This is a genomic window from Desulfovibrio aminophilus DSM 12254, assembly GCF_000422565.1.
Taxonomy (GTDB): Bacteria; Desulfobacterota; Desulfovibrionia; order Desulfovibrionales; family Desulfovibrionaceae; genus Aminidesulfovibrio; species Aminidesulfovibrio aminophilus.
The window spans coordinates 201,079-224,892 of the sequence record NZ_AUMA01000010.1 but is presented as its reverse complement, the minus strand read 5'-3'; the positions used below and the strand labels follow the sequence as shown (position 1 = coordinate 224,892).

At 65.9% G+C, this 23,814-nt stretch carries 24 protein-coding genes; 9 read left to right on the top strand and 15 right to left on the bottom strand.

Annotation, left to right across the window (positions count from 1 at the left end):
• Window positions 1-21: 21 nt before the first annotated feature.
• Window positions 22-1,221 (bottom strand): 1-deoxy-D-xylulose-5-phosphate reductoisomerase, encoded by a 1,200-nt coding sequence (gene dxr, locus H587_RS0108870; RefSeq protein WP_027175972.1) that lies wholly within the window; start codon window positions 1,219-1,221, stop codon window positions 22-24.
• Between the two features lie 12 nt (window positions 1,222-1,233).
• On the bottom strand, window positions 1,234-2,037 hold the full coding sequence (locus H587_RS0108865; protein WP_027175971.1) for a phosphatidate cytidylyltransferase: 804 nt from the start codon (window positions 2,035-2,037) through the stop codon (window positions 1,234-1,236).
• A gap of 188 nt (window positions 2,038-2,225) precedes the next feature.
• Here H587_RS0108865 and H587_RS0108860 point away from each other — a divergent pair, with 188 nt between their 5' ends.
• Window positions 2,226-3,872: an HD family phosphohydrolase gene (locus H587_RS0108860; RefSeq protein ID WP_084630555.1), complete on the top strand. Its 1,647-nt coding sequence runs from the start codon at window positions 2,226-2,228 to the stop codon at window positions 3,870-3,872.
• A 31-nt stretch (window positions 3,873-3,903) separates the two neighbouring features.
• Here H587_RS0108860 and uppS read toward each other — a convergent pair whose 3' ends face one another.
• The 8 genes from uppS to H587_RS0108820 all read right to left on the bottom strand — a co-directional run bounded on the left by uppS (window position 3,904) and on the right by H587_RS0108820 (window position 10,851).
• Complete coding sequence (gene uppS, locus H587_RS0108855; RefSeq protein ID WP_027175969.1) at window positions 3,904-4,611, bottom strand: polyprenyl diphosphate synthase; 708 nt, start codon at window positions 4,609-4,611, stop codon at window positions 3,904-3,906.
• A gap of 6 nt (window positions 4,612-4,617) precedes the next feature.
• Window positions 4,618-5,172 (bottom strand): ribosome recycling factor, encoded by a 555-nt coding sequence (frr, locus tag H587_RS0108850; protein WP_027175968.1) that lies wholly within the window; start codon window positions 5,170-5,172, stop codon window positions 4,618-4,620.
• Between the two features lie 2 nt (window positions 5,173-5,174).
• A complete protein-coding gene (pyrH, locus tag H587_RS0108845) occupies window positions 5,175-5,897 on the bottom strand; it encodes a UMP kinase (RefSeq protein WP_027175967.1) in 723 nt (240 codons plus the stop codon).
• A 97-nt stretch (window positions 5,898-5,994) separates the two neighbouring features.
• Window positions 5,995-6,606 carry a translation elongation factor Ts gene (gene tsf / locus H587_RS0108840; protein WP_027175966.1) on the bottom strand — a complete coding sequence of 204 codons (612 nt, stop codon included), beginning with the start codon at window positions 6,604-6,606 and terminating at the stop codon, window positions 5,995-5,997.
• Window positions 6,606-7,490, bottom strand: coding sequence for a 30S ribosomal protein S2 (rpsB, locus tag H587_RS0108835; protein WP_027175965.1), 885 nt, complete (start codon window positions 7,488-7,490; stop codon window positions 6,606-6,608). The genes tsf and rpsB overlap by 1 nt, the downstream gene beginning before the upstream one ends.
• Before the next feature lie 141 nt (window positions 7,491-7,631).
• The gene (locus H587_RS0108830; protein ID WP_027175964.1) at window positions 7,632-8,405 is read right to left on the bottom strand and encodes a fumarylacetoacetate hydrolase family protein; all 774 of its coding nucleotides are present in this window, start codon (window positions 8,403-8,405) and stop codon (window positions 7,632-7,634) included.
• Between the two features lie 68 nt (window positions 8,406-8,473).
• Window positions 8,474-10,129, bottom strand: a complete 1,656-nt coding sequence (locus H587_RS0108825) for a ribonuclease J (RefSeq protein WP_027175963.1) — start codon at window positions 10,127-10,129, stop codon at window positions 8,474-8,476.
• Window positions 10,130-10,131: 2 nt separating this feature from the next.
• Window positions 10,132-10,851, bottom strand: coding sequence for a lysophospholipid acyltransferase family protein (locus H587_RS0108820; protein ID WP_027175962.1), 720 nt, complete (start codon window positions 10,849-10,851; stop codon window positions 10,132-10,134).
• Window positions 10,852-10,998: 147 nt separating this feature from the next.
• On the opposite strand from H587_RS0108820, the gene H587_RS0108815 reads away from it, so the two are divergent.
• The 4 genes from H587_RS0108815 to H587_RS0108800 are packed head-to-tail and all read left to right on the top strand — an operon-like array spanning window position 10,999 to window position 14,675.
• Window positions 10,999-11,670: a CerR family C-terminal domain-containing protein gene (locus tag H587_RS0108815; RefSeq protein WP_027175961.1), complete on the top strand. Its 672-nt coding sequence runs from the start codon at window positions 10,999-11,001 to the stop codon at window positions 11,668-11,670.
• Window positions 11,667-12,617, top strand: a complete 951-nt coding sequence (locus H587_RS0108810; RefSeq protein WP_027175960.1) for an HlyD family secretion protein — start codon at window positions 11,667-11,669, stop codon at window positions 12,615-12,617. Before H587_RS0108815 ends, H587_RS0108810 begins: the two co-directional genes overlap by 4 nt.
• A gap of 1 nt (window position 12,618) precedes the next feature.
• On the top strand, window positions 12,619-13,539 hold the full coding sequence (locus H587_RS0108805; protein ID WP_027175959.1) for an ABC transporter ATP-binding protein: 921 nt from the start codon (window positions 12,619-12,621) through the stop codon (window positions 13,537-13,539).
• Window positions 13,536-14,675, top strand: coding sequence for an ABC transporter permease (locus tag H587_RS0108800; RefSeq protein ID WP_027175958.1), 1,140 nt, complete (start codon window positions 13,536-13,538; stop codon window positions 14,673-14,675). The genes H587_RS0108805 and H587_RS0108800 overlap by 4 nt, the downstream gene beginning before the upstream one ends.
• Before the next feature lie 87 nt (window positions 14,676-14,762).
• On the opposite strand, the gene H587_RS0108795 is transcribed toward H587_RS0108800, so the two are convergent.
• From H587_RS0108795 to fusA, 3 genes are all read right to left on the bottom strand, one after another.
• Window positions 14,763-15,176: a MarR family winged helix-turn-helix transcriptional regulator gene (locus tag H587_RS0108795; RefSeq protein ID WP_027175957.1), complete on the bottom strand. Its 414-nt coding sequence runs from the start codon at window positions 15,174-15,176 to the stop codon at window positions 14,763-14,765.
• Window positions 15,177-15,185: 9 nt separating this feature from the next.
• On the bottom strand, window positions 15,186-17,081 hold the full coding sequence (locus H587_RS0108790; RefSeq protein ID WP_027175956.1) for a heavy metal translocating P-type ATPase: 1,896 nt from the start codon (window positions 17,079-17,081) through the stop codon (window positions 15,186-15,188).
• A gap of 113 nt (window positions 17,082-17,194) precedes the next feature.
• Window positions 17,195-19,264 carry an elongation factor G gene (gene fusA, locus H587_RS0108785; protein ID WP_027175955.1) on the bottom strand — a complete coding sequence of 690 codons (2,070 nt, stop codon included), beginning with the start codon at window positions 19,262-19,264 and terminating at the stop codon, window positions 17,195-17,197.
• A gap of 206 nt (window positions 19,265-19,470) precedes the next feature.
• Here fusA and H587_RS0108780 point away from each other — a divergent pair, with 206 nt between their 5' ends.
• Complete coding sequence (locus tag H587_RS0108780) at window positions 19,471-19,941, top strand: hypothetical protein (protein ID WP_027175954.1); 471 nt, start codon at window positions 19,471-19,473, stop codon at window positions 19,939-19,941.
• Between the two features lie 261 nt (window positions 19,942-20,202).
• A complete protein-coding gene (locus H587_RS17910) occupies window positions 20,203-20,511 on the top strand; it encodes a phage regulatory CII family protein (RefSeq protein WP_245560850.1) in 309 nt (102 codons plus the stop codon).
• A gap of 126 nt (window positions 20,512-20,637) precedes the next feature.
• Here H587_RS17910 and H587_RS0108770 read toward each other — a convergent pair whose 3' ends face one another.
• The gene (locus H587_RS0108770) at window positions 20,638-21,066 is read right to left on the bottom strand and encodes a hypothetical protein (RefSeq protein WP_027175953.1); all 429 of its coding nucleotides are present in this window, start codon (window positions 21,064-21,066) and stop codon (window positions 20,638-20,640) included.
• A gap of 153 nt (window positions 21,067-21,219) precedes the next feature.
• Window positions 21,220-21,729: a hypothetical protein gene (locus H587_RS0108765; RefSeq protein WP_156904500.1), complete on the bottom strand. Its 510-nt coding sequence runs from the start codon at window positions 21,727-21,729 to the stop codon at window positions 21,220-21,222.
• A gap of 259 nt (window positions 21,730-21,988) precedes the next feature.
• Here H587_RS0108765 and H587_RS0108760 point away from each other — a divergent pair, with 259 nt between their 5' ends.
• Both H587_RS0108760 and H587_RS0108755 read left to right on the top strand, forming a co-directional pair.
• Entirely contained in the window at window positions 21,989-23,455 is a 1,467-nt protein-coding gene (locus tag H587_RS0108760; RefSeq protein ID WP_027175951.1) for a tetratricopeptide repeat protein, read from the top strand.
• Window position 23,456: 1 nt separating this feature from the next.
• The gene (locus H587_RS0108755) at window positions 23,457-23,807 is read left to right on the top strand and encodes a PilZ domain-containing protein (RefSeq protein WP_027175950.1); all 351 of its coding nucleotides are present in this window, start codon (window positions 23,457-23,459) and stop codon (window positions 23,805-23,807) included.
• Window positions 23,808-23,814: the final 7 nt, after the last annotated feature.

Below are 23,814 nucleotides of genomic sequence, written 5' to 3'. Positions count from 1 at the left end.
TCCGGCAAAAGGGAAGGCCGCTCACAGCAGTTCGAAGGCTCGGGCCCGCGCGGCGCGGTCCAGGGAGAGCACGTCCTCGGGCCGCCCCACGGGGCAGTGTTGGTGTTCGCTCAGGGCCTTCTCCAGAATCCGGGGGATGTCCAGGAAGCCGATGGCCCCGGCCAGGAAGCGCTCCACCGCGATTTCGTTCACGGCGTTGAGCACGATGGGGTGGCTTTCGCCCGCGGCGTAGGCCGCCTTGGCCAGGCCCAGGCAGGGGAAGGCCGCGTCGTCGGGTTCCTCGAAAGTCAGGCTGCCCACCCGGGCCAGGTCAAGGGTCTTGAGGCCCAGGGGCAGATGGCGGGGAAAGCAGAGGCAGTGGGCGATGGGCAGGCGCATATCCGGGTGGCTCAGATGGGCGATCTGGGAACCGTCGGCGTATTCCACCAGGGAATGCACGATGCTCTGCGGATGGACCACGGCGTCCACGCGTTCGGCGGGCAGGCCGTAAAGGTGGCAGGCCTCGATGATCTCCAGGCCTTTGTTCATGAGCGTCGCGGAGTCGATGCTCACCTTCGGGCCCATGCACCAGTTGGGGTGGTTCAGAGCCTGGGCGGCGGTGACTCCGGCCAGTTCCTCCCGTGTCCGGCCCCGGAACGGGCCGCCGGAGGCCGTGAGGATGAGCCGGGTGGGCGTCTCGCCGCCGTGGCCCAGGAGTCCCTGGAACAGGGCGTTGTGCTCCGAGTCCACGGGCAGGATCACGGCCCCGGTGGCGCGGCAGGCCGCGCGGATGAGGTGCCCGCCCAGGACGAGGCTTTCCTTGTTGGCCAGGGCCACGATCTTTCCGGCCCGCACGGAGGCCAGCGTGGGCGGAAAACCGGCCGCGCCCACGATGCTCGAGAGCACCACGTCGGCCTCGGACTGGGCGGCGACGGTCTCGTATCCCGCCGGGCCCACGAGAATTTCCGGCGAGTAGCCGGAGGGCAGGGCGGCGCGCAGGGTCGTCGCTACGGCCTCATCCAGCACGGCCAGGAGCGGAGGGCGGAAGACGGCGGCCTGTTGGGCCAGCAAGGTGGCGTTGCGTCCGGCGGCCAGGGCGCTGATGCGCAGCAGGTCGGGGTGGAGCGCGACGACCTTGAGGGCGTTCACGCCGATGGAGCCGGTGCAGCCGAGCACGGCGACCCGTCGGGGAAAGCGGTCTTGGAGCACCGAAGGCGGCCAGGCGGATATGTAGGTGTTCACGGCGATCGCGCGTCAGTCTCCGAAAAAGGGCACGAGGGTCCGGGCCAGGGCGTAGACCGGGACCAGAAGGAGCAGGCTGTCCACGCGGTCGAGCAGGCCGCCGTGGCCGGGCAGGATCTTGCCCGAGTCCTTGATGTCCAGGCGGCGTTTGAGGGCCGACTCGAAAAAGTCGCCCATCTGGGCCGCCGCGTTCAGGGCCAGCCCCAGCAGGGCGAAGGCCCACCAGGACGCCCGGCCCAGAGACAGCCCCAGGCCCAGGCAGAGGGCCAGACAGCCGAGCAGGCTGCCCACGCTTCCGGCCCAGGATTTCTTGGGGCTGATGGAGGGCCAGATCCGGCGCTTGCCGAAATGGGTTCCGGCATAGAAGGCCGCCGTGTCCGATACGGCGGCGGCCAGGATGACCAGGATGCTTTCAAGAGGCGAGAAGTGTAGGAAGAATTGCAAGGTCACGGGCAGATAGACGAGTCCGGCCAGGAACACTGCGGCGTCGCGGAAGTCGGTGTTTTCCGGGGCCCGGCTGTAGCCGAAGAGGAAGCCCATGCCCGCGCACCAGAAGCCAGCCAGCAGGGCCAGACCCACGAGGTTCGCGCTGCCGCTGTGGAAGGCCGCCAGAAGCAGCGCGCCGCAGATCACTCCCTGCACCTTGAGACCCAGGCGGCCCTGGGGCCAGAACAGGCTCAGGTATTCCCAGAGCGCCAAGCCGCAGAACACGGCCAGAACCGTCACCAGAACCCAGCCGCCGTAATAGAGGCCGAGGGTCGGCACGAGGAGGAGCAGAACTCCGGTGAGGATGCGTTTCTGATGCGAGGAATCCATGCGGGCTCCGGGCCATGTTGGCGGCATTCGCCGCAAGTGGTTTTGTGTAAACGATTCCCGGGAGGACGGCAACCTGGAGGGAATCCTCCCGGATACGCGGTTTCCCGAGGGAACAAAACGTGTTAGGACAGCAGGAATACCGGCCGGAGCGCGCGGAAGGCGCCCGTTTCGGCCTCACGGGGGACGACATGGGTTCCGACTCGCGGGAGAAGACATCGGCTGCGTCCGGTGGGAACGGAGAGGATCTGAACACCACGGCCCGTCACCTGGAGCGGCTCACCGAGATCGGCCTGGCCCTCTCCAGCGAGAGGAACATCGACCGGCTCTTCGAGATGATCGTGGACGAGGCCCGGGCCCTGACCGGGGCCGACGCCGGGACGCTCTACATCGTCGATGACGCGGGACGCCACCTGGACTTCGTCATCCTCCAGAACGACACCATGAAGACCCGCATGGGCGGCACCAGCGGCTTGGTCATCACCCTGCCGCCCGTGCCGCTCTATACACCGGATGGCGCGGAGAACCACGCCAACGTCTCCTCCCATGTGGCCCTCTCCCGCGAACTGGTCAACATTCCGGACGTCTATGAGGCCGAGGGCTTCGACTTCACCGGGCCGCGCAAGTACGATCAGGCCACGGGCTACCGTTCCACCTCCATGCTCGTGGTGCCCATGACCAACCATGAGGGCGACATCATCGGCGTGCTCCAGCTCCTGAATGCTCTGGATCCGGTCTCCGGCGCGGTCACTGCCTTTTCGCCGCGGAACATCGGCCTGGTGGGGGCCCTGGCCTCCCAGGCCGCCGTGGCCCTGACCAACACCCAGCTCATCCGAGACCTCAAGCGTCTGCTCTATTCCTTCATTCAGAGCATCGCCGAGGCCATCGACGCCAAGTCGCCCTATACCAAGGGCCACATCGACCGGGTGGTCAAGCTGACCATGAGCATCGCCGAAGCGATCAACGCCCAGGCCGAGGGCCCGTTCAAGGACGTGAATTTCGACGAAGAGGAGTTGGAGGAGCTGCGGCTGGCGGCCTGGATGCACGACGTGGGCAAGATCACCACGCCCGAGCACGTGGTGGACAAGAGCACCAAGCTCCAGACCATCTTCGACCGCGCGGAGCTGGTGCGCCTGCGCTTCGCCCTGATCGAGAAGTCGCTCCAGACCGACCTGCTGGAGCGGCTCATCAACATGGCCTCGGCGGGAGATTCGCGGGAGGCCATGCGGACCATGGCCGAGGGGTTCGAGGAGCGGCGGCGGGAACTGGTCGAGGAGCGCGACTTCGTGCTGGCCTGCAACAGCCCGGGCGAGTTCATGGACGACGCCAAGATCGAGCGGGTCCGCGGCATCGCGGCCAAGACCTATGCCCTGAACGGAAGCATGCAGCCCTACCTCACCGAGGACGAGGTCCGCAACCTGACCATCCGCAAGGGTTCCCTCACCGATGAGGAACGCAAGGTCATCGAGAACCACGCCGTGGTCACCTCGGCCATGCTCTCCCGGCTGCCCTTTCCCAAGCGCCTGGCCCGCATTCCGGTCTTCGCCGGGAGCCACCACGAGAAGCTCGACGGCAGCGGCTACCCCAACCATCTCACGGCCGACGCCCTGCCGCTGCAGGCCCGCATTCTGGCCGTGGCCGACGTCTTCGAAGCCCTCACCGCCAGCGACCGGCCCTACAAGCAGCCAATGAAGCTCTCGCAGGCCCTGAAGATTTTGGGGTTCATGAAGAAGGACAAGCACATCGACCCGGAGGTCTTCGACCTCTTCATACAGGGCGGCCTGCATCGGGAATACGCCGAGGCGGAACTCAATCCCGAGCAGATCGACGAGGCTTGACCCCGGAGAGCGGAGGGTTTCCCCGGGCGGTTCACTCCCCGGCGGTCAACTGGTCGCCGGTCTTGCCGAAACGACGCTGGCGGCGGGCGTAGTCTTCCAGGGCCTTGTCCAGTTCGGCCGGGGAGAAGTCCGGCCAGTAGAGATCCGTGAAGTAGAACTCGGCGTAGGCGGCCTGAAAGAGCAGGTAATTGGAGAGCCGCAGCTCCCCGCTGGTGCGGATGATGAGGTCGGGGTCCGGCTGGCCCGCAGTGTAGAGTTCGGCCGCGAAGGCTTCCTCGGTGAGCGTCGCCGGGTCCAGGCCCTTGGCCAGGAGCGCGCGGCAGGCCCGCAGGATTTCGTCCCTGCCACCGTAGTTCAGGGCCAGGTTGAGGGTCATGGAACCGCAGTCTTTTGTCTTCTCGACCACGGAGCGGACCACTTGGCGTACGCCGAAGGGCAGACCGTCCACCTCCCCCAGGATTTTCAGGCGGATGTCCTGCTCGAGAAGCAGGCGGGTCTCCTTCTTCAGGAACCGCACCAGCAGATCGAAGAGGTAGCTCAACTCCTCGGCCGGGCGGGAGAGGTTCTCGCGCGAGAGCGTGTAGAGGGTCAGGTGTCGGACGCCCAACTCCCGACAGCGGGTGACCACGGCGCGGGCCGCCTCGGTTCCGGCCTTGTGGCCTTCGCTCCGGGGCAGCCCGCGCTGCCGGGCCCAGCGTCCGTTGCCGTCCATGATCACGGCGATGTGTCGCGGCAGCATGTGCTCCTAGATCTCCAGGATTTCCTTTTCCTTCTTGGCCAGGGTGTCGTCACAGTACTTGATGTACTTGTCCGTGAGTTTCTGGACGTCGTCCACGCCCTTGCGCTCGTCGTCTTCGGTGATGGCCTTGTCCTTGAGCATCTTCTTGAGGGCCTCGTTCATGTCCCGGCGCACGTTGCGCACGGCCACCTTGGCCTCCTCGGTGTCCTTCTTGGCCACCTTGACCAGATCCTTGCGGCGCTCCTCGGTCAGGGGCGGGATGTTGATGCGGATGATCTTGCCGTCGTTGATCGGGGTGAGTCCGAGGTCGGACTTGAGGATGGCCTTCTCCGCCGCGCTGAAGGCGGCCTTGTCCCAGGGCTGGATGGTGATGCTCCGGGGATCGGGGACGGAGATGGAGGCGATCTGGTTCAAGGGCGTGGGGGTATTGTAGTAGTCCACCACCACGTTTTCCACCAGGGCCGTGGAGGCGCGCCCGGTGCGCAGCTTGGTGAAGCTCTTCTCCAGGCTCTTGATGGCCCCGTCCATGCGTTTCTCGCCGTCCTTGAGAAGCGACTGCATGTTTAGTTCCCTCCTTGCACGATGGTCCCCACCGGTTCTCCGGTGACGACCCGGCGGATGTTGCCTTCCTTGAACAGGTTGAAGACGATGATCGGCATGGCGTTGTCCCGGGCCAGGGAGATGGCCGTGGAGTCCATGACGCCCAACCGCTTTTCCAACGTCTCGATGTAGGTCACGCTTTCGTAGCGCACCGCGTCGGTGAACTTGCGCGGATCCTTGTCGTAGACTCCGTCCACCTTGGTGGCCTTGAGGATGGCGTCGACCTTGAGCTCCATGCCGCGCAGGGCCGCGGCCGTGTCCGTGGTGAAGTAGGGGTTGCCGGTCCCCGCGGCGCAGATGACCACGCGGCCCTTCTCCAGGTGGCGCACGGCGCGGCGCCGGATGTAGGGTTCGGCCACCTCCTTCATGTCGATGGCGGTCATGACCCGGGTGGAGCAGCCCATTTTCTCCAGGGCGTCCTGCACGGCCAGGGCGTTCATGACCGTGGCCAGCATGCCCATGTAGTCGGCCTGGACGCGCTCCATGCCTTGTTCGCTGGCGGCCATGCCCCGGAAGATGTTGCCGCCGCCGATGACCAGGGCGACCTGCAATCCGGCCTGGGACACCTCCGCGATCTCGCGGCAGAAGGTGTTGATGGCCGCGGGCTGGATGCCGAACTTCTGATCCCCGGCCAGGGCTTCGCCGCTCAACTTGAGCAATACCCGCGAGTAGCGCAGCTTGTCCATGCTTCTCCCTTTGTTTTCGGGCGCCGGGCCCGAGGTGACCATATAGTGTTCCTCGTCTTTTGGCAAAAAAAACGGGCCTTGCGGCCCGTTGTTTTTCTTACTCGCCCGCGGCGTCTTCGCCCAGGGCCAGGCGCGTGAAGCGCCCGATCTGGATGTTCTCCCCCAGCAGGGCGATCAACTCGTTGAGCAGATCCTTGATCCGTTTCTTGTCGTCCTTGATGTAGGCCTGATCAAGCAGGCAGGCTTCCTGGTAGAATTTCTTCAGGCGGCCTTCCATGATCTTCTCGGCGATGTTCTCGGGCTTGCCCTCTTCCATCGCCTGCTTCTTGTAGATGGCCTTCTCGCGCTCCAGGATGTCTGCGGGGACCTGGTCCTCGGAGACGCAGATGGGGTTGGCGGCGCAGACCTGCATGGCCAGTTCGCGGGCGAACTCGCGGAACTGGTCGCTCTTGGCCACGAAGTCGGTCTCGCACTTGAGCTCCACCAGCACGGCGATCTTGCCGTTGGAGTGGATGTAGGAACCGATGAAGCCCTCGGAGGTGGCCCGGCCGGCCTTCTTGGCGGCCTTGGCCAGACCCTTCTCGCGCAGGTAGTCCACGGCCTTGTTCATATCGCCGCCGCTTTCCACCAGGGCCTTCTTGCAGTCCATCATGCCCGCGCCGGTCTTCTCGCGCAGGTCTTTCACCATGGAAGCACTGATCTCAGCCATTATTCCTTCTCCTCCTGACCCTCGGCGGCGGCCTCAGGGGTTTGCTCGGCAGCGGCCTTGGGGGTTTCCGTCTTGGGTTCGGCCTCGGCCTTGGGTCGCGGCTTGGGCTTGGCGCCGGTCTTCGGCTTGGCCGGGCGGGGCCTGCGCTCCTCGGCGGGCTTTTCTTCCTTGGACTCGACCACCTCGGGCTTGACCTCCACGTAACGGGCCGCGCCCTCGATGCAGGCTTCGGCGATGTGCGTGGTGAAGAGCTTGATGGCGCGGATGGCGTCGTCGTTGCCCGGAATGATGTGGTCGATCAGGTCGGGATCGCAGTTGGAGTCCACCACGGCCACCACCGGGATGCCGAGACGGCGGCATTCCATGACCGCGATGTGCTCACGCTTGGGGTCGATGATGAAGGCGCAGCTCGGCGGCTCGTGCATGTCCTTGATGCCGCCCAGGGCGAGGTTGAGCTTCTCGACCTCGCGGCCCATGTGCACGATTTCCTTCTTGGGGAACTTGCTGATGCTGCCGTCGGCGAACATGGTTTCGAGGTTCTTGAGGCGCTCGATGCTCTTCTTGATGGTCTGGAAGTTGGTCAGGGTGCCGCCCATCCAGCGCTGGGTCACGGCGAACATGCCCGCGCGCGCGGACTCTTCCTTCACCGCCTCCTGGGCCTGGCGCTTGGTGCCCACGAAGAGCACCTTGCCGCCCTGGGCGCAGACGTCGGCCACGAAGTCGTGGGCCTTCTGGTAGAGCTTCACGGTCTGCTGCAGGTCGATGATGTGGATGCCGTTGCGCGAACCGAAGATGTAGGGCCGCATTTTGGGGTTCCAGCGGCGGGTCTGGTGACCGAAATGGACGCCGGTCTCCAGCATCTCTTTCATGGTGACGTAAGACATGATTCCTCCTGGTTTTTCCTCCCCCGGCCCTGGCCCGGCGACTGTCGTCGGGACCTGGAGTGATGCCGGGGTGCGTTGTATGAAACGAGGCTCTTTACACTGCCTCGTGTTGGAAAGCAAGGGGGCGGCGATCCTTCCGACCTACTGGATCTGCTCCGCGCCGCCGCTTTCGGCGGACACCGGGTTGATGAGCAGGCCCACGTTCTCGATCTCCACGCTGACCGTGTCGCCGGGGGCGAGCGGCCCGATGCCCGCAGGGGTGCCGGTGAGGATGAGGTCGCCGGGGTGCAGGGTCATGACCCGGGAGATGAAGGACACCAGTTCGGCTGGTCCGAAGATCATGTCCCGGGTGTTGCCGTCCTGGCGCACCTCGCCGTTGACCAGGGCGCGCACGGCCAGATCGCGCGGTTCGGCCACCTCGGTCTCGATCCAGGGCCCCACCGGGCAGAAGGTGTCGAAGCCCTTGGCCCGGGCATACAGCCCGTCGCGCTTCTGGATCTCGCGGTCGGTGACGTCGTTGGCGCAGGTGTAGCCGAAGATGTGCCGGGCGGCGTCCTCGGGGCGGATATGCCGCCCGGTCTGGCCGATGACGATGCCCAGTTCGGCCTCGTGGTCCACCCGGCCGCAGCCCTCCGGCAGGACGACGGCATCGCCGCTGCCGACCACGGCCGAGGGCGGCTTGAGGAAGATGAGCGGCTCGGAGGGCAGGGCGAGGCCCATCTCCTCGGCGTGGGACTTGTAGTTCAGGCCCACGCAGACGATCTTGGTGGGCAGGACCACGGGCAGCACCCGGACCTCGCGGAGGGGGATGGGCTCGTCCAGGCCCAAGGCCTTGTTCAGGCAGAGCAGGTGGTCGCGGTCGAGGATGGAGGCGTAGAAGGCCCGCTGGTTGTAGAGAACGCGCAGGATACGCATGCCGGCTCCGGGGTTGGTGGACGTATGGAAATGACGAGCCTAGCAGCAGCGCCGGGTTCTGTCCAATTTCAGATGCTGATGACGAGCGGCACCACCACGGGGTCGCGCTCCAGGATCTTGCGGAAGAAGCGGCGCAGGCTGGAGCGGATCTTTTCCTTGACGCGCTTCAGGTCCGAGGGGTTGGTGTCCTCGAAGACGTCCAGGACCACGCACTTGGCGTCGTCCAGAAGGTGGGCGTACTGCTGCTCGAAGATGAAGCCCTTGGAAAGGATGTCCGGGCCGTGGATGATGACCCCGGTGTTCTCGTCCATGACCACGATGACGATGACCATGCCCTCGCCGGCCAGGAGCTGGCGCTCCTTGAGCACGCTCTGGCCCACGTCGCCAACGCCCTTGCCGTCGACCAGGATGCGTTCGGAAGCCACGGCTTCCTCCAGGCGGATGCCGCCTTCCAGGAAGGTCACCGGCGAACCGTTTTCGAGCACCAGGGCGCGTTCCTCGGCCACCCCGCATTCCAGGGCCAGGCGGCGGTGTTTGACCAGGTGGCGGTATTCGCCGTGCACCGGGATGAAGTACCTGGGGCGCACGGTCTCCAGCATGATGCGCAGTTCCTCGCGGTGGGCGTGCCCGGAGGCGTGGATGGCCTGGACCTTCTCGTAGAGGACTTCCGCGCCCAGGCGGTAGAGGCGGTTGATGACCTTGGTGATGGCCAGGACGTTGCCCGGGATGAAGCGGGAGGAGAGCAGCACCAGATCGCCCTTCTGGATGGACAGGGAGCGGTGTTCGTCCATGGACATGCGCGAGAGCGCCGCCAGGGGTTCGCCCTGTGAGCCGGTGAGCAGGATGACCACTTCGTCGTCGCGCAGGCCCTGCACATCTTCCACCTCGACCAGTTCTCCCGGAGGCACGCGCAGGTGCCCCAGCTCGCGGGCGGTATCGATGTTGCGGATCAGGCTCTTGCCGCTGACGGCCACCTTGCGGCCGAAAGCCGAGGCCAGATCGATGATCTCTTGGATGCGCTGGATGTGGCTGGCGAAGAGCGAGATGAGGATGCGGCCCTTGGCCTGGCCGAAGATTTCGCGCAGGCTGGCCTTGATCTCCCGCTCGGTGAGAGCGAAGCCCTCGCGTTCCACGTTGGTGGAGTCGGAGAGGAGCAGGGTCACGCCGGGCTCGGCGAAGCGGCGGAAGGCCTCCAGATCCGTGGCGTGGCCATCCAGGGGGTTGCGGTCGATCTTGAAGTCGCCGGTGTGGATCACGCGGCCCATGGGCGTCTCGATGCCCAGGCCGAAGCCTTCGATGATCGAGTGGCAGACCGGGATGAAGGTGAAGGCGAAGTCGTCCAGAACCACACGATCTCCGGCGCGTACGGGCCGCAGGTCGGCCCAGCGGTCGAGGTTGTGCTCCCGGAGCTTGTTCTCCACCAGGGCCAGGGTGAAGCTCGAACCGTAGACCGGCACGTTCACGTAGGGCAGGAGCCAGGGCAGGGCGCCGATGTGGTCCTCGTGACCGTGGGTCAGGACGATGGCCTTGAGTTTGTCCTTCTGGGCCAGGAGTACGTCAAAGCGCGGAATGGCCACGTCCACGCCGAAGAGATAGTCCTCGGGGAACATCAGGCCGCAGTCCACCAGGACCGTGCTTTCGGGCGAGGAGAAGGCCATGCAGTTCAGGCCGATTTCGCCGAGTCCGCCCAGGGGGGTGATGGTCAGACTTTGTTGTGGGGACATGTTCAATCCTTGGGCAGGGCGGCGAGAGCCTCGCCCATGCGCGCGCGCAGCTCGTCGCGGAACTGTTCGCGTTCCTTGAGGGTATAAGCCGAGACGTCGATGGGCGGCAGGGCCTTGAGGCGGATGACGCCTTTGCGCAGGATCATGCGGCCCCGGGGCAGGGCCGCGCCCGTGCCGTCGAGGACCAGCGGGGCCACGGGCAGGCCGCACTTGAGGGCCAGGACCATGCCGCCGATCTTGAATTCCAGCAGTCCATCCGGGTCGGGGTTGCGCGTGCCCTCGGGGAAGATCACCGGGCAGACCCCGGCCTGGGCCGCGTCCACGGCGTCCTGCACGCTCTTCATGCCCGAGCGCCGGTTGCCCCGGTCGATGGGAATGTGCCCGGCCAGGCGCATGGCCCGGCCGAAGACCGGGATGTCGAAGAGGCTCTTCTTGGCCACGAAACGGATCGGGTAGGCGTCGAGCACGGCATAGAGCAGGGGGATGTCGAAGTTGCTCTGATGGTTGACCATGAACACATAGTGCCCGGCCGGGTTCAGGGCCGAGAGATCGATTTCCAGGCGCAGTCCGCTGGCCCGGAGCAGGGCGCGGGACCAGCGTCTGCCGATGCGTTCGCCCTTGGGGCCCTTGGGGCCGGGCAGGAAGCAGGCCAGGATCATGTGTGTGGAGTGCCAGAGCGTGAGCGGCACGCAGAGCAGGAGAAAAAAGAGAAAGCGGAGCATGTACCGTCCTTTGTCTCTGAATTTTCCAGGCCGTCGCCTCCGGATTTTCTAAACCATGTGTCCTGATGAAACAAGGGTGGGAATCGGAGCGCCGCCCCTTGACGGCTTTAAGCAAATGCTTTAAGCGTATGTTTAACGAGGGAGACCATGAACGGAAACGAACCACAAGGCACACGGGAGCGCATCCTGGACGCAGCGGGGAAGACCTTCGCCAAGAAGGGCTTCCGGGCCGCCACCGTGCGCCAGATCAGCGAGGCCGCCGGGGTGAACGTGGCCCTGCTGCACTATTATTTCAAGGACAAGGCCGGGCTCTATCAGGCCGTGTTGGACGACCTGACGGACCAGGGCATGAAGCTCTTTCCCCCGGACATGGGGGTGCGCCCCGGCGAGGGAGCCGAGGCCCGGCTGGCCGGATTCGTGCGCGGCCTGCTCTACCGCCTGCTTTCCACGCGCGGCTGGGGCGGCTACGAGGGCAAGGCCCGGCTCATCATCAAGGAGCTTTCCGACCCCACGCCGTTCATGGACCAGGTGGTGGAGCGTTTCGCCCGGCCCCAGAAGGAGGTTCTCGTGGGCATCGTCTCGGAGATCCTCGCGCCCTTCGCCGCGCCGCTGCTGGTCCGGGCCTGCTGTCTGAGCGTGGTGGCCCAGTGTCTGCACTACGGCTACGCCAAGCCGGTCATCGACCGGCTCCTGCCCGGAGAGGATCTGCGCGACGAGGACATCGCGCTTCTGGCCGAGCATGTAACCCTGTTCTCCCTGGGAGGCCTGGCCCGGGTGCGGGAGCGCGCCGCGCGCGAAGCGGCGGGGGGAACGCCATGAGACGGGCGCTGCCGATTCTCCTGGCCTTGGCCCTGCTGGGCGGCTGCGGCCGCTCCGGCGAACTGTTCCAGGGCTACGTGGAGGGAGAGTACGTCTATGTGGCCTCGCCCCTGGGCGGCCAGTTGGAGACTCTGGACGTGAGCCGGGGGCAGACCGTGGAACGGGGCGCGAGGCTCTTTGTCCTGGACGCCGCCCTGGAGCGCGCGGCCGTGGACGAGGTTGAACACGTCCTGGCCCAGTCCGAGAACCGTCTGGCCGACCTGCGCAAGGGCAAGCGTCCCTCGGAGGTGGCCTCCATCCAGGCCCTGTTGGACGAGGCCCGCGCCGCCCGGGGTCTGGCTGATTCCGAATATCGCCGAAGGATCAAGCTCTTTGAGCAGAAGACCATCGCACGCGAGGATCTGGACCGGGCCCGCACCGAGGCCGAACGGGCCCGCCAACGCGTGGAATCCCTGGCCCAGCAACTGGCCACCGCCCGCCTGGGCGCGCGCGAGGATGAGATCCGGGCCGCCGAGGCCGAGGTTCGGGCCGCCAGATCCCGACTGGACCAGGCCCGCTGGAATCTGGAACAGAAGACCCAGGCCGCGCCCGCTTCGGGGCTCGTCTTCGACACTCTCTACCGGGCCGGGGAATGGGTTCCGGCCGGTCGGCCGGTTGTGGCCCTGCTGCCGCCCGAGAACGTGCGGGTGCGTTTCTTCGTGCCCGAAACTCGGGTGGGCTCGCTGGCCCCCGGGCAGGAGGTCGAAGTTCTGGTCGACGGCCGGGCCGAGCCCGCGCGGGCAGAAATCACCTTCGTCTCGCCCGAGGCCGAGTACGCCCCGCCGGTGATCTACTCCAGCGAGAGCCGGGCCAAGCTGGTCTTCCGCGTGGAGGCCAGGCCCCGGCCCGGGCAGCCGCCGCTCAACCCCGGCCAGCCCGTGGATGTGCGTCCGGCGGGAGGGAGCTGACATGGACGCCCCGGAGCTGGTCATCGACGTGCGCGGCATCACCAAGTCCTTCGGCGGCAAGGTGGTGGTCAACGGCCTGGACATGCAGGTCCGGCGCGGCGAGATCTATGGCTTTCTGGGGCCCAACGGCTCGGGCAAGACCACCTTCATCCGCATGCTCTGCGGCCTGCTGCGTCCCGACGCCGGGGAGGGCACCTGCCTGGGGCTGGACGTGCTCACCGAGGCCGCCCGGATCAAGGAGCAGGTGGGCTACATGTCCCAGCGCTTCAGCCTCTATGAGGATCTGACCGTGCTGGAGAACCTGGACTTCACGGCCCGCATGTACGGCCTGGCCGACCGGCGGGCCGCCGTGGAGCGGATTGTCGAGCGCATGGGCCTGGGGCGCTACGGCAAGCACCTCGCGGGCAAGCTTTCGGGCGGCTGGAAGCAGCGGCTGGCCCTGGCCTCGTGCATCCTGCACGAACCCCGGCTTCTGCTCCTGGACGAGCCCACGGCCGGGGTGGACCCCGGAGCCCGGCGCGACTTCTGGGATCAGGTCCACGTGCTGGCCGGGGAGGGCGTGACCGCGCTCATCAGCACGCACTACATGGACGAGGCCGAACGCTGCCACCGCCTGGCCTACATCGCCTACGGCGACCTCCTGGCCCGGGGCGGCATGGAGGATCTCATCCGCGACTCCGGGCTCACGACCTACACCGTCTCCGGCCCGGGACTGCACGAACTGGCCCGCGAGCTGGGCGGGCGGCCGGGAGTGGACCAGGTGGCGGCCTTCGGAATCTCCCTGCACGTCAGCGGCCGCGACCGGGCGGCCCTGGAAACGGCCCTGGCTCCGTTGCGGGACGGCGCGCATACGGTGGAGGCGGTGCCCACCAGTCTGGAAGAGGTCTTCATCGACCTCATGCGCCGGGGGAGGCCTCAATGAGCGGGCGTTTCTTCTCGCCGGGGCGTTTTCTGGCCGTGGTGTCCAAGGAATTCATCCAAATGCGCCGGGACCGGGCCACCTTCGCCATGATGATCGGCATTCCCCTGCTTCAGCTCGTGCTCTTCGGCTACGCCATCAACTCCGACCCGCGCCGCCTGCCCACGGCCGTGCTCTCGGCCGACAACTCGGCCTTTTCCCGGGCCGTGGTGGCGGCCATGCAGACCAGCCGTTACTTCCGCATCACCCGCCAGGCGTCCTCGCGAGAGGAGGCCCGGGAGCTGCTGAACAAGGGGCAGGCGCAGTTCGTGCTGACCATCCCCCAGGACTTCGGCACGAACATCCTGCGCGGGGAGCGGCCGGTGCTCCTCCTGGAGGCCGACGCCACCGACCCCTCGGCCGTGAGCGGGCCCGTGGGCGCCTTCCGGGAGATCGTCAACCGGGCGGTGAACACCGAGCTGGATCGGGCCTTTCCCTACCTCACGCGCGGCAGCGACCCGGTGGACGTGCGGGTCCATGCGGATTTCAACCCCGAGGCCGTGACCCAGTACAACATCGTGCCCGGACTCATGGGTGTGATTCTGACCATGACCCTGGTGATGATCACGGCCCTGGCCATCACCCGGGAGACCGAGCGCGGGACCATGGAGAACCTGCTCTCCACGCCGGTGCGGCCCCTGGAGGTGCTCATCGGCAAGATCGTGCCCTACATCCTGGTGGGCTACATCCAGGTCACGCTCATCGTCGTGGCCGCCAAGATGCTCTTCCAGGTGCCCGTGCAGGGGAGCGTGGCGCTCGTCTTCCTGCTCTCCCTGGTCTTCATCGGGGCCAACCTCTCCGTGGGCGTGACCCTCTCCACCGTGGCCCGCAACCAACTCCAGGCCGTGCAGATGTCGGTCTTCTTCTTCCTGCCCTCGCTTCTGCTCTCGGGTTTCATGTTTCCCTTCCGGGCCATGCCGGACTGGGCCCAGGCCGTGGGCTCGGTCCTGCCCCTGACCCATTATCTGCGTCTCGTGCGCGGCATCCTGCTCAAGGGCAACGGCCTGCCCGAGGCCCTGGACAACCTCTGGCCCATCGCCCTGTTCTGGCTGGTGATCATCATCGTGGGCGTGAAGCGCTACCGCAAGACCCTGGACTAGCGGCGGGCGGATTTCTTCCTCCTCGCGCCCTCCGGGAGGCCGGTTCGGATCGTCCGAACCGGTTTCCCCGGAGGCCATGGCGTCGGGCTAGAGCTGGGCCGTGATCTTGCGCAGGATGGCCGGGAACTGGGTCAGTTCCTCGGGACTCAGCCCTTCGGCCAGCTCCCGGGTCAGGCGCAGGTGCAGGGCGTGGTGCTCACGGAAGTGGCGCTCACCCTCCTCGGTCAGGCCGACGACAATGGAACGGCGGTCGGAGTCGTGCGGCCTGCGGGCCACGAAGCCGCCGCGTTCCAGGCGGTCCACCAGAACGGTCAGCGAACCCGTGGTCACGCCCATGCCGGCGGCCAGATCCTTCATCCGCAAGTCCCCTCGCGAGCCGAGGATCTCCAGCGTGTGCATCTGGGTCGGGGTCAGGCCCGTCTCGCGCACCACGCACTGCTCCCAGGACGAGAACTTCTCGTAGAATTCCACCAGCAGCCGGGTCAGGTCTTCGATCTCCATGCGGCCTCCTTACGCGGGCTCGCGGTCGCGGAACAGGGCCAGGCTGGCCGAGAGCAGAACCACCACGATGGAGCCCAGGTTGTGGGCCAGGGAGGCCCAGACGGGCGTGAGCAGACCCCAGCCGCCGCCCAGGATGGCCAGGGCGTTGAAAATCACGGCCAGGGCGATGTTCAGGCGGATGATCGCCACCGAGCGCCGCCCCAGGCGGACCAGGAAGGGCAGGCGGGAGATGTCGTCGCGGGTCAGGGCCACGTCGGCGGTCTCCAGGGCCACGTCCGTACCCAGCGCGCCCATGGCCACGCCCATGTCGGCCCGGGCCAGGGCCGGGGCGTCGTTGACCCCGTCGCCCACGAAGGCCACCCGCAGGCCTCGCTTCTGGAAGTCCTCGATGACCGCCAATTTGTCCTGGGGCTTGAGCCCGGCCCAGGCCTGGTCCAGCTCCAGGTCGGCGGCCAGCCGGTTCACGGCCCGTTCGTGGTCGCCGGAGAGCATGCCCAGGTGCGTGAACCCCAGTCCGCGCAACCGCTTGATGGTCGCCGCCGCCGTGGGCTTCACCGTATCCGAGACGCCCAGCACGCCGACCGGCGTGTGGTCCAGGGAGACCACCAGGGCCGTGGCCCCGCGTTCCTGAATGCGCTCCAGGCACTGGCGCAGGGGCGCGGGCAGGACGGCTGCCCCGCCGTTCATCTCCGCGCTGCCCACCTCCACCAGGGAACCGCCCACCAGGGCCTTGACCCCCAGGCCGATCTCGGCCAGCACCCGCTCGGCCTTGCGCACGCCGACACGGGCGTAGTGCGCGGCCTTGAGCACGGCCCGGGCCAGGGGGTGGTTGCAGTTCTGCTCGGCTCCGGCAGCGCAGGCCAGCAGTTCGTCCCGGCCCAGGGGCTCGCAGGCGGCCACCTCGTCCACCCTGGGTTCCCCCTTGGTCAATGTGCCGGTCTTGTCGAAGAGCATGACCTGCACCCGGGCGGCCTCCTCCAGGTATTGCCCTCCCTTGATGAGCACCCCGGCGCGCGCGGCGCGGCCCACCGCCGCCACGGTGGCCGTGGGCGCGGCCATGAGCAGGGCGCAGGGGCACCCGGCCACGAGCACGGCCACGGCTCGGCCCGCGTCGCCGCTGAAGGCCCAGGCCAGGGCCGCGCAGGCGAGGACCACGGGCGTGAACCAGCGGGCGTAGCGGTCCACCACGCGGGCGGCGCGTGGCTTCTGGGCCTCGGCCTCGGTGACCAGCCGGATCACCTTGCCCAGGGTCGTGTCCGCGCCCACCTGGGTGGCCCGGATTTCGATCACCCCGTTGTGGTTCAGGGTTCCGGCCAGCACGGGGTCGCCCTCGCGGCGCTCGCGGGGAATGGATTCGCCGGTGATGGAGGATTCATCCACGGCCGTGATCCCGGCGACGATCTCGGCGTCCACCGGGATGCGTTCGCCGGGCTTGACCAGCAGCCGGTCGCCGGGCCGGACCTGGCCCAGGGGCACGATCTCCTCGCGGCCGTCCTCGAGGCGGGTGGCGTGTTCCGGGGTCATGCGCGCCAAGGCCTGGATGGAGCGGCGGGCCGATTCGCTGACCGCCTCCTCCACCAGCGCGCCCAGGGTCATGATGAAGGCCACCACGGCGGCGCTCAGGATCTCGCCTTGGAGCACCGAGGCCACCAGGGCGATGCTCACCAGCTCGTCCACGTTCATGCGGCGTTCGCGTAGGCCGCGCAGGGCCCCCAGGACGATGGGCAGACCGTTGCCCAGGACCGAGGCCGAGGCCAGGGCCAGGGGCAGCCAGACCGGAAAGCCGGGGCGGCCCTCCATGATGAAGGCGCCCAGGGCCAGCGCTCCGCCGGCGAGGCAGGAGGCCAGCTCCTTGATGTCGAACAATTCCTTGTAGCTGCCCAGACGGGCGAAACGACCGATCATGGAAACTCCCCATGTTTTTTTTGAAAGCAAAGAATCTCTATGAATTTATATTTTGATTGTCAAGATAAACGATGAAAAAAGGGGGGCCGAAGCCCCCCCCGGTCGTTCGCGGCTTATTCTTCGGCCTGATTCTTCTTGTGTTCGGCGATGACCTTTTCCGCGATCTGCGGCGGGCATTCCTCGTAGTGCGAGAATTCCATGGTGAAGGTGCCCTGGCCGCCGGTCATGGAGCGCAGGTCCGGGGCGTATTTGAGCACTTCGGACATGGGCACGTGGGCCTTGATCTCAGTGACGCCGGCCTGGGAATCCGAGCCGAGCACCTTGCCCCGGCGGCTGGAGAGGTCGCCGATGACGTCGCCCATGTAGTTGTCCGGCACGGCCACGGTGACGGTCATGATCGGCTCCAGGAGCTTCACGCCGGCCTTTTCGCAGGCCTTTTTGAAGGCCAGGGAACCGGCGATCTTGAAGGCCATCTCCGAGGAGTCCACGTTGTGGTAGGAGCCGTCGTAGAGCGTGACCTTGAAGTCGATGAGCTGGAACCCGGCCAAGTAGCCGCGCGCCGAGGACTCCTGGATGCCCTTGTCCACGGCCGGGATGTACTGGCGCGGGATGGAGCCGCCGACGATGGCGTCCACGAACTCGTACCCCGCGTTGCGCGGCTGGGGCTCGATGTGGATCCAGCAGTCGCCGAACTGGCCGCGGCCGCCGGTCTGCTTCTTGTGCCGTCCCTGAATCTCGCTGGCCTTGCCCTTGAGCGTCTCGCGATAGGGCACCTTGGGGGTTTTGAGCAGGATGTCCACCTTGTAGCGGCGTTTGGCCCGGTCGGCGGAGACCTCGATGTGGTTCTGGCCCATGCCGGTGATGAGGATGTCCGCACTCTCCTCGTCGCGCGAAAGCGTGAGGGTCACATCCTCATCCAGGAGTTTGGCCATGGCCGAGTATACCTTGTCCTCGTCGCCCTTCTCGGCCGGGGCCAGGGCGTAGGTGATGAGCTGCTGGGCCAGCTTGGGTTTTTTCAAGGCGAAGGGAGCCTTCTCGTCGCAGAGCGTGTCGCCGGTCTTGGTCAGCTTGAGCTTGGCCAGGGTGACGATGGCGCCGGGGCCCAGGGGCTCCTTGCTCGGGGTCTGGTCCTTGCCCTGCATGAGGAGGAGCTGGGCCACGCGCTCCTTCTCGCCCTTGGCGCTGTTGAGCAGCGTGGAGTCGGGGGAGAGGGTGCCGGAGAGCACGCGCATGACCGTGAGCTGGCCCGCGAAGGGGTCGGCCAAGGTCTTGAACACGAAGCAGGCCGCCGGGGCTTCCGGGGACGAGGGGCGCTCGGAGCCGTCTTCGCCAACCCAGGCCGGGTGGTCCAGAGGCGAGGGCAGGAGCGCCTGCACCGCGTCCAGGAGCTGAGGCCCGCCCTTGTTTTCCAGGGCCGCGCCCACGCAGACCGGTACGAGTTCGCGGGAGAGCACACCGGCCTTGAGGGCGCTCTTGATCTCCTCCAGGGAGAGCGCGCCTTCCTCAAGATACTTCTCCATGAGCGTCTCGTCGCTTTCGGCGATGTTCTCGATCATGGCTTCACGGATGGGGCCCACTTCGTCGGCGATGTCGGCGGGGATCTCGGCTTTGCTCACGCCGCCCTTGTCGTCGAAGATCAGGGCGGTGTTTTCGAGCATGTCCACCACGCCCTTGAAGCTCTCGCGGGCGCCGATGGGGTAGTAGAGAAGCACGGGCTTGATGCCCAGGGAGTTCTTCAGGCTGTCGAAGGCCGTTTGGAATTCGGCGCGGTCGCGGTCCATCTTGTTGATGAAGGCCACGGCGGGAAGCTGGGCGGCCTGGACGTCCTTCCAGGCCTTGCGGGTCAGGGGCTTGACCCCGTCCACGGCGTCGATGACGAAGACCACGCCGTCGGCGGCGGCGAGCTGGTAGGAGAGGTCTCCGTTGAAGTTGGAGTCGCCGGGAGTGTCGATGAGGAAATGCTGGTTCTTGTTCCACTTGTAATGGGCGAAACCGGGCTGGATGGAACCCCGGCGCTTGATCTCCTCGGGCTCGAAGTCCAGGGCGGTGGTCCCTTCCTCGATCTTGCCCAGGCGGGCGATGCCGCCGGTATTGAAGAGAAGCATTTCGGCCACGGAAGTCTTCCCGCAGCCGCCGTGTCCGACCAAGGCGTAGGTCCTCTGGTTCTTGAGCGCGTCCGACATTGCCAACTCCGTTACAGTATTGAGTTTTTATTGTAAGGGGATCGCATCCCCCAACGGTCGCGTCAGTGCCCGGTTTTTCCCGAGGGTCTAGACCTATAGGAAGAGGCGCGCGAGAATGTCAAGTCGTGCGCCTCCCACCCGGGTTTCTTTGTTTTTTCTTGATAAGGCGACGGGTTTGTGCTTCTGTGAGAGATAAGGAGAAAGCGATGTCGCTGACTGACTACCAGGACGTCCTGAACCGGCTCCAGAAGGCTCTTGGCCAAGCCTATCACGCCGATCCGCTCCTGCTCAACGTGCCCGGTCGGTCCGTGGCCTGCAAGGTGGACCCTCTTTACTACCTAGCCCTTCAACCCGTCTTCGTGGAGCGCCTGGCCAAGGCCTCGGCCCTCTTGCCCGCCACGGTCGCCGAGGCCCTGGTGCGCACCGGCAACCTCATCACCCGGGCCCCGGAGCGCAGGCATGAACTGATCGTGCCCGTGGTCCTGGGCGGTCGGCTGCTGGAGGTCCGGGCCTCCTTCGTGGACGCTGACTTCATCGACCGCGCCCTGCGCCTCTACGCCGGACTGCCCGCCGGGCTGGAGGTTTCCGGCCTGCGCATCGCCGGTACCTTCCGTTCCAGTCTGGAGCCGCTGTTCGAGAACAAGACGCCTTTGCGCGACTTGGCTTTCCAGGACTGATTTTCTGATTTCATCAGAATTCTGATGAAATCAGAATGATTTCCTGGTCGTTCTTTCTGCCGGACACCTTCCGCAGAATAAAAAATACATGCTATTCCTAGAGGTTGCCAGTCAGGAGCAAAGACCTTCCCGCTTGGCATGGGATTTGATCATGCGGAGCAGGGCCGCATGCGCGGTCTCCAAGAACGAAACCGGCAATCGGGTTGGCGGGGAGAGCGCCGCCGGCGGCCGAGCAGGCAATCAGCCAAGGAGCGGAAGACCATGAAAGGCGACATCACCAAGTTGACCCAGCAGATCGTTCTCGAAGGCAGGAAGCCGGCCAAGGACATCGCCGAGGCCATCGGCAAGCCCTATTCCACGCTGCTTCGCGAACTCAATCCGTTCGACGGACAGGCCAAGCTTGGAGTGGAAACGCTGTTGGAGATCATGCGCGTGACCCAAAACGTGGAGCCGCTCAAACTCATGGCCGAGAGCTTGGGCTTTGAACTGGTGGGAGTGTGCGCCCCGCGCGCTAAGGCCGACCGCATGTCCGTGGAGAGCGGTACGCTGCACGTGCCGGCGTTCGGCTAGCGGTTTGCTTTTTTCCTCTCAAATCGAAGACGCCGTCGGCGGGACCATCCCGCAGGCGGCGTCTCCGCATGGGAAGGAGGAAACGGCTGGAACAGGTCCGGCGAAAAAACCTTTCTCCCGCCTGGATCAGGCGCACTCGGCCATGTCTTCGTGGCCGCTGGGCGCCAAATGCTGCAGCGCGGGCGGATAGATGGCCGCGGTTTCGGCCCGGCGCGGACGGAAAGCCTCGGATGCCTGGGCCGCCCGTCTGAGCAGGAGCCGGGTCAACTCGGCGTGGGTGTGGCCATCCTGCTCCAGGGCCATGACCAGGGCTTCCGGGTTGTCGAAGCGGAATGCGCCGCGCAGGGAGACGCGCTTGGGAGCGTAGGCGTCATATTCGGAACTGAAGACGAAGCCGCCTTCCCTGGTCTCGAAGATGGTCAGGGTCCACAGGCTCAGGCAGTCGGTGTAGATCGGACGCTTGTCGCTCACTTCACTGTCGTCGGCTCGGGCCACGATGCGGCCGGTGAACACCATATCCCGCCCCCCATTCTGCTTCACGAGGATGCTGCGCATGTTCGCCTCCCTGGAGCTGTCGCCCGGAGGACTGGATCTCCGGGCGGGGTTTCCGCACGATGCCACCGTACGGAAAGCGGGAGGTCATCGAAAGGGGAGGAAAGGGGGATTGATCGGGGAGGGCGCCCTCCCCATGCGCCTTCCCTGGAGCGCTCAACGCTCCAGGGCGGCCTTGGGGCAGGTGGGCTGCAGGTAGCAGATGTCGCAGCCGCCGGAGTAGGGGTAGGGCGTGAGCACCGCGTACTGGCGGTTCACCGTGCCCTCCTTGTTCCAGGTCAGACCGAGTTTGTCGAAGGCGTCCAGCATGGCCTTGCCAGGCTTGGGCAGCGGGGCGCAACGGCCTTCCTGAAGCTCGGGGATCAGCCCGTGGGCGGCGGACATGACCATGGCGATGGCCAGGTTGTGCAGGGCCAGTCCGTGGGTGGGCGAGTCCTGCCAGATGCCCTCGATTTCGTCTTCCACGGCCTTGTCCATGAACAGGAAGACATACTGGGCTCCGCCCTCGGGGTTGGTCAGCAGATGGGCTTTCAGAAGTCCGGCCCAACGTTCCCAGCGCTCCTCGATCTCTTCCAGCAGGTCGCGGTCGATGCGGTTTTCGCCCGCCACCTCGCAATAGAAGAACATGTCGAATTCCGGGGCGGCGGGAATTTCCTTGATCTGCATTTCGGACACGGGAGACTCCTCGTTCTTGCGGTTGCGGGTCCAGCCCCTGTAGCGGTTTTCCGCCCCGGGCTCAAGCCGTGTTCCCGCCCCGGGGCGATTCTCCCGGGGGATTGTCCCGAACCCAAGGCGGACAAAACGGGACATTGACCCGTTGTCACCCTATGACGTCCGGTTTATAGTTTCAATGCCAGGATCAGCATCTTCGGCGCGGGGTGCCGCCGCGCGGACAAGCGCGTTTTTTGTCTCAGGGGGGAATGCCATGCTCCGCAAGGATCGACGATCGAAGTCGCTCTATGTGGTCAAGTCTCGGCCGGATCCGGCAGCCGACCTGGCTCCGAGAAAGCAGAGCGAGACCCGCAGCATCTACGTCTTGCGCACCAACGACGAGACGGTCAACAAGTACTGCGACGTGATCTACGACTTTCTGGAACAGGGAGGAATCTTCCTGCTCCTGACCCGGGACAAGATATTCCAACAGACGGTGAAGAACGCCCTGTGCCACGAACTGGGCCTGGACGCGAATCTGCTGCGCGTGATCCAGGACACGGCCGACCTGGGGCAGGCCCTGGACAAATACCTGGGACGCGACCAGAAGCCCTTTCTCTTCATGGAGCACGCCCTCAACGGCCAGTTGACCCTGCCCCAGCTCCAGTACATCGCCAAGACCTGGCCCGATCTGCCCGTGGTGGTCGTGGCCCGCGACGTGTTTCAGGAACGGCTGTTCCAGTTTCACGAGGAGGGCGCGGACAACTTTCTGACCAAGCCAGCCAGCACGAACACGGTCATCGAGAAGATCGCCTTCACCCTCCAGCCGCATTGCGAGGTGGACGCTCTCTTGGTCGAGGGGCGGCACCACTTGGTGGACAACCATTTCGATGAGGCCATCGACATCGCCAACACCGTGCTTCTGAAGCATCCGCAGCATCCCGCGGCGCTGGTCCTTCTGGGCGACGGGTTCAAGGGGTTGGCCAAGCGTCAGGAGGCTTTGCGGGCCTACAAGGACGCCGAGAAGAACGCCAAGATGTACCTGGAGCCCTTGAAGCGTCTGGTGCTCTTCCACGCCGAAGACAACGACGTCAAGGGGATGCTCGGCTACCTGGTCAAGCTGGACAAGCTTTCCCCCCTGAACTGCAACCGGAAGATCAAGATCGCGGAGTTGCACATCGACATGGGCCAGACCGCCGAGGCCGAAAAGTATTTCGACAAGGCCATCGACTCGGCCCGCGAGGAGGCCATGAGCGTGGTCAGCGAGATGTGTCTGGACATCGCGGACATGGTCGCGGAGTCCAATCCGCAGATGGCCGAGAAGTATTACCGCAAGAGCCTGGAGATGACCAAGAGTTCGCGCGGGGCCCTGTGCATGAACATCTACAACCGCCTGGGCATCTCGCTGCGCCGCCAGGGCATGTGGAGCGAGGCCGTGGAGGCCTATTTCGAGGCCGAGAAGTACGCGCCCAAGGACGAGAACATCCAGTACAACATCGCCCTGGCCTATTTCGAGGGCGGCGAGAACAAGAAGGCCGTGGAGCGCCTGCTGCGGGCCCTGAACGTCAACCCGGCGTTTTATGTGGGGCGTTCGGAGGTGGCCGCCCACATGGCGACGATCTTCAAGGCCGCAGGCATGGCCTGGCAGGCCCTGGAGTTTTTCCGCCGCCAGAAGGCGGCCGGGCAGGACGACCCGCAGATCGCCCAACTCATGGCGCTCCTGAGCAGCGGAGGAAGCTGACATGAGGGAGAAACGCCGTCATTCGCGCCTGGACCTGGACGGTCTGCTCATCCTGGCCTTGGATATGGAGGACCGGCCCCGCGCCCATTGTCTGGTGCGCAACCTGAGCCTTAGCGGAGCCCTGCTGGAATGCCCCAGCGCGGGGTATCCCGAGGACGTGGAGCCGGGTGACGCCGTGCATCTGGACGACGAGGCTCCTGATCCGCATCGGCTTCTGGGCGGGGTTCGAGGGGTCGTGGTCTGGACCTACCGGCGGTTCATCGGCGTGGAGTTCCGCGATCTCCTTTTCCCCGAGGAGGAAACCCTGCGGCGCTGGTTGGAGGAGCACAGCCTGCTGCTGCCTTTGGTCTGAGCCGTAT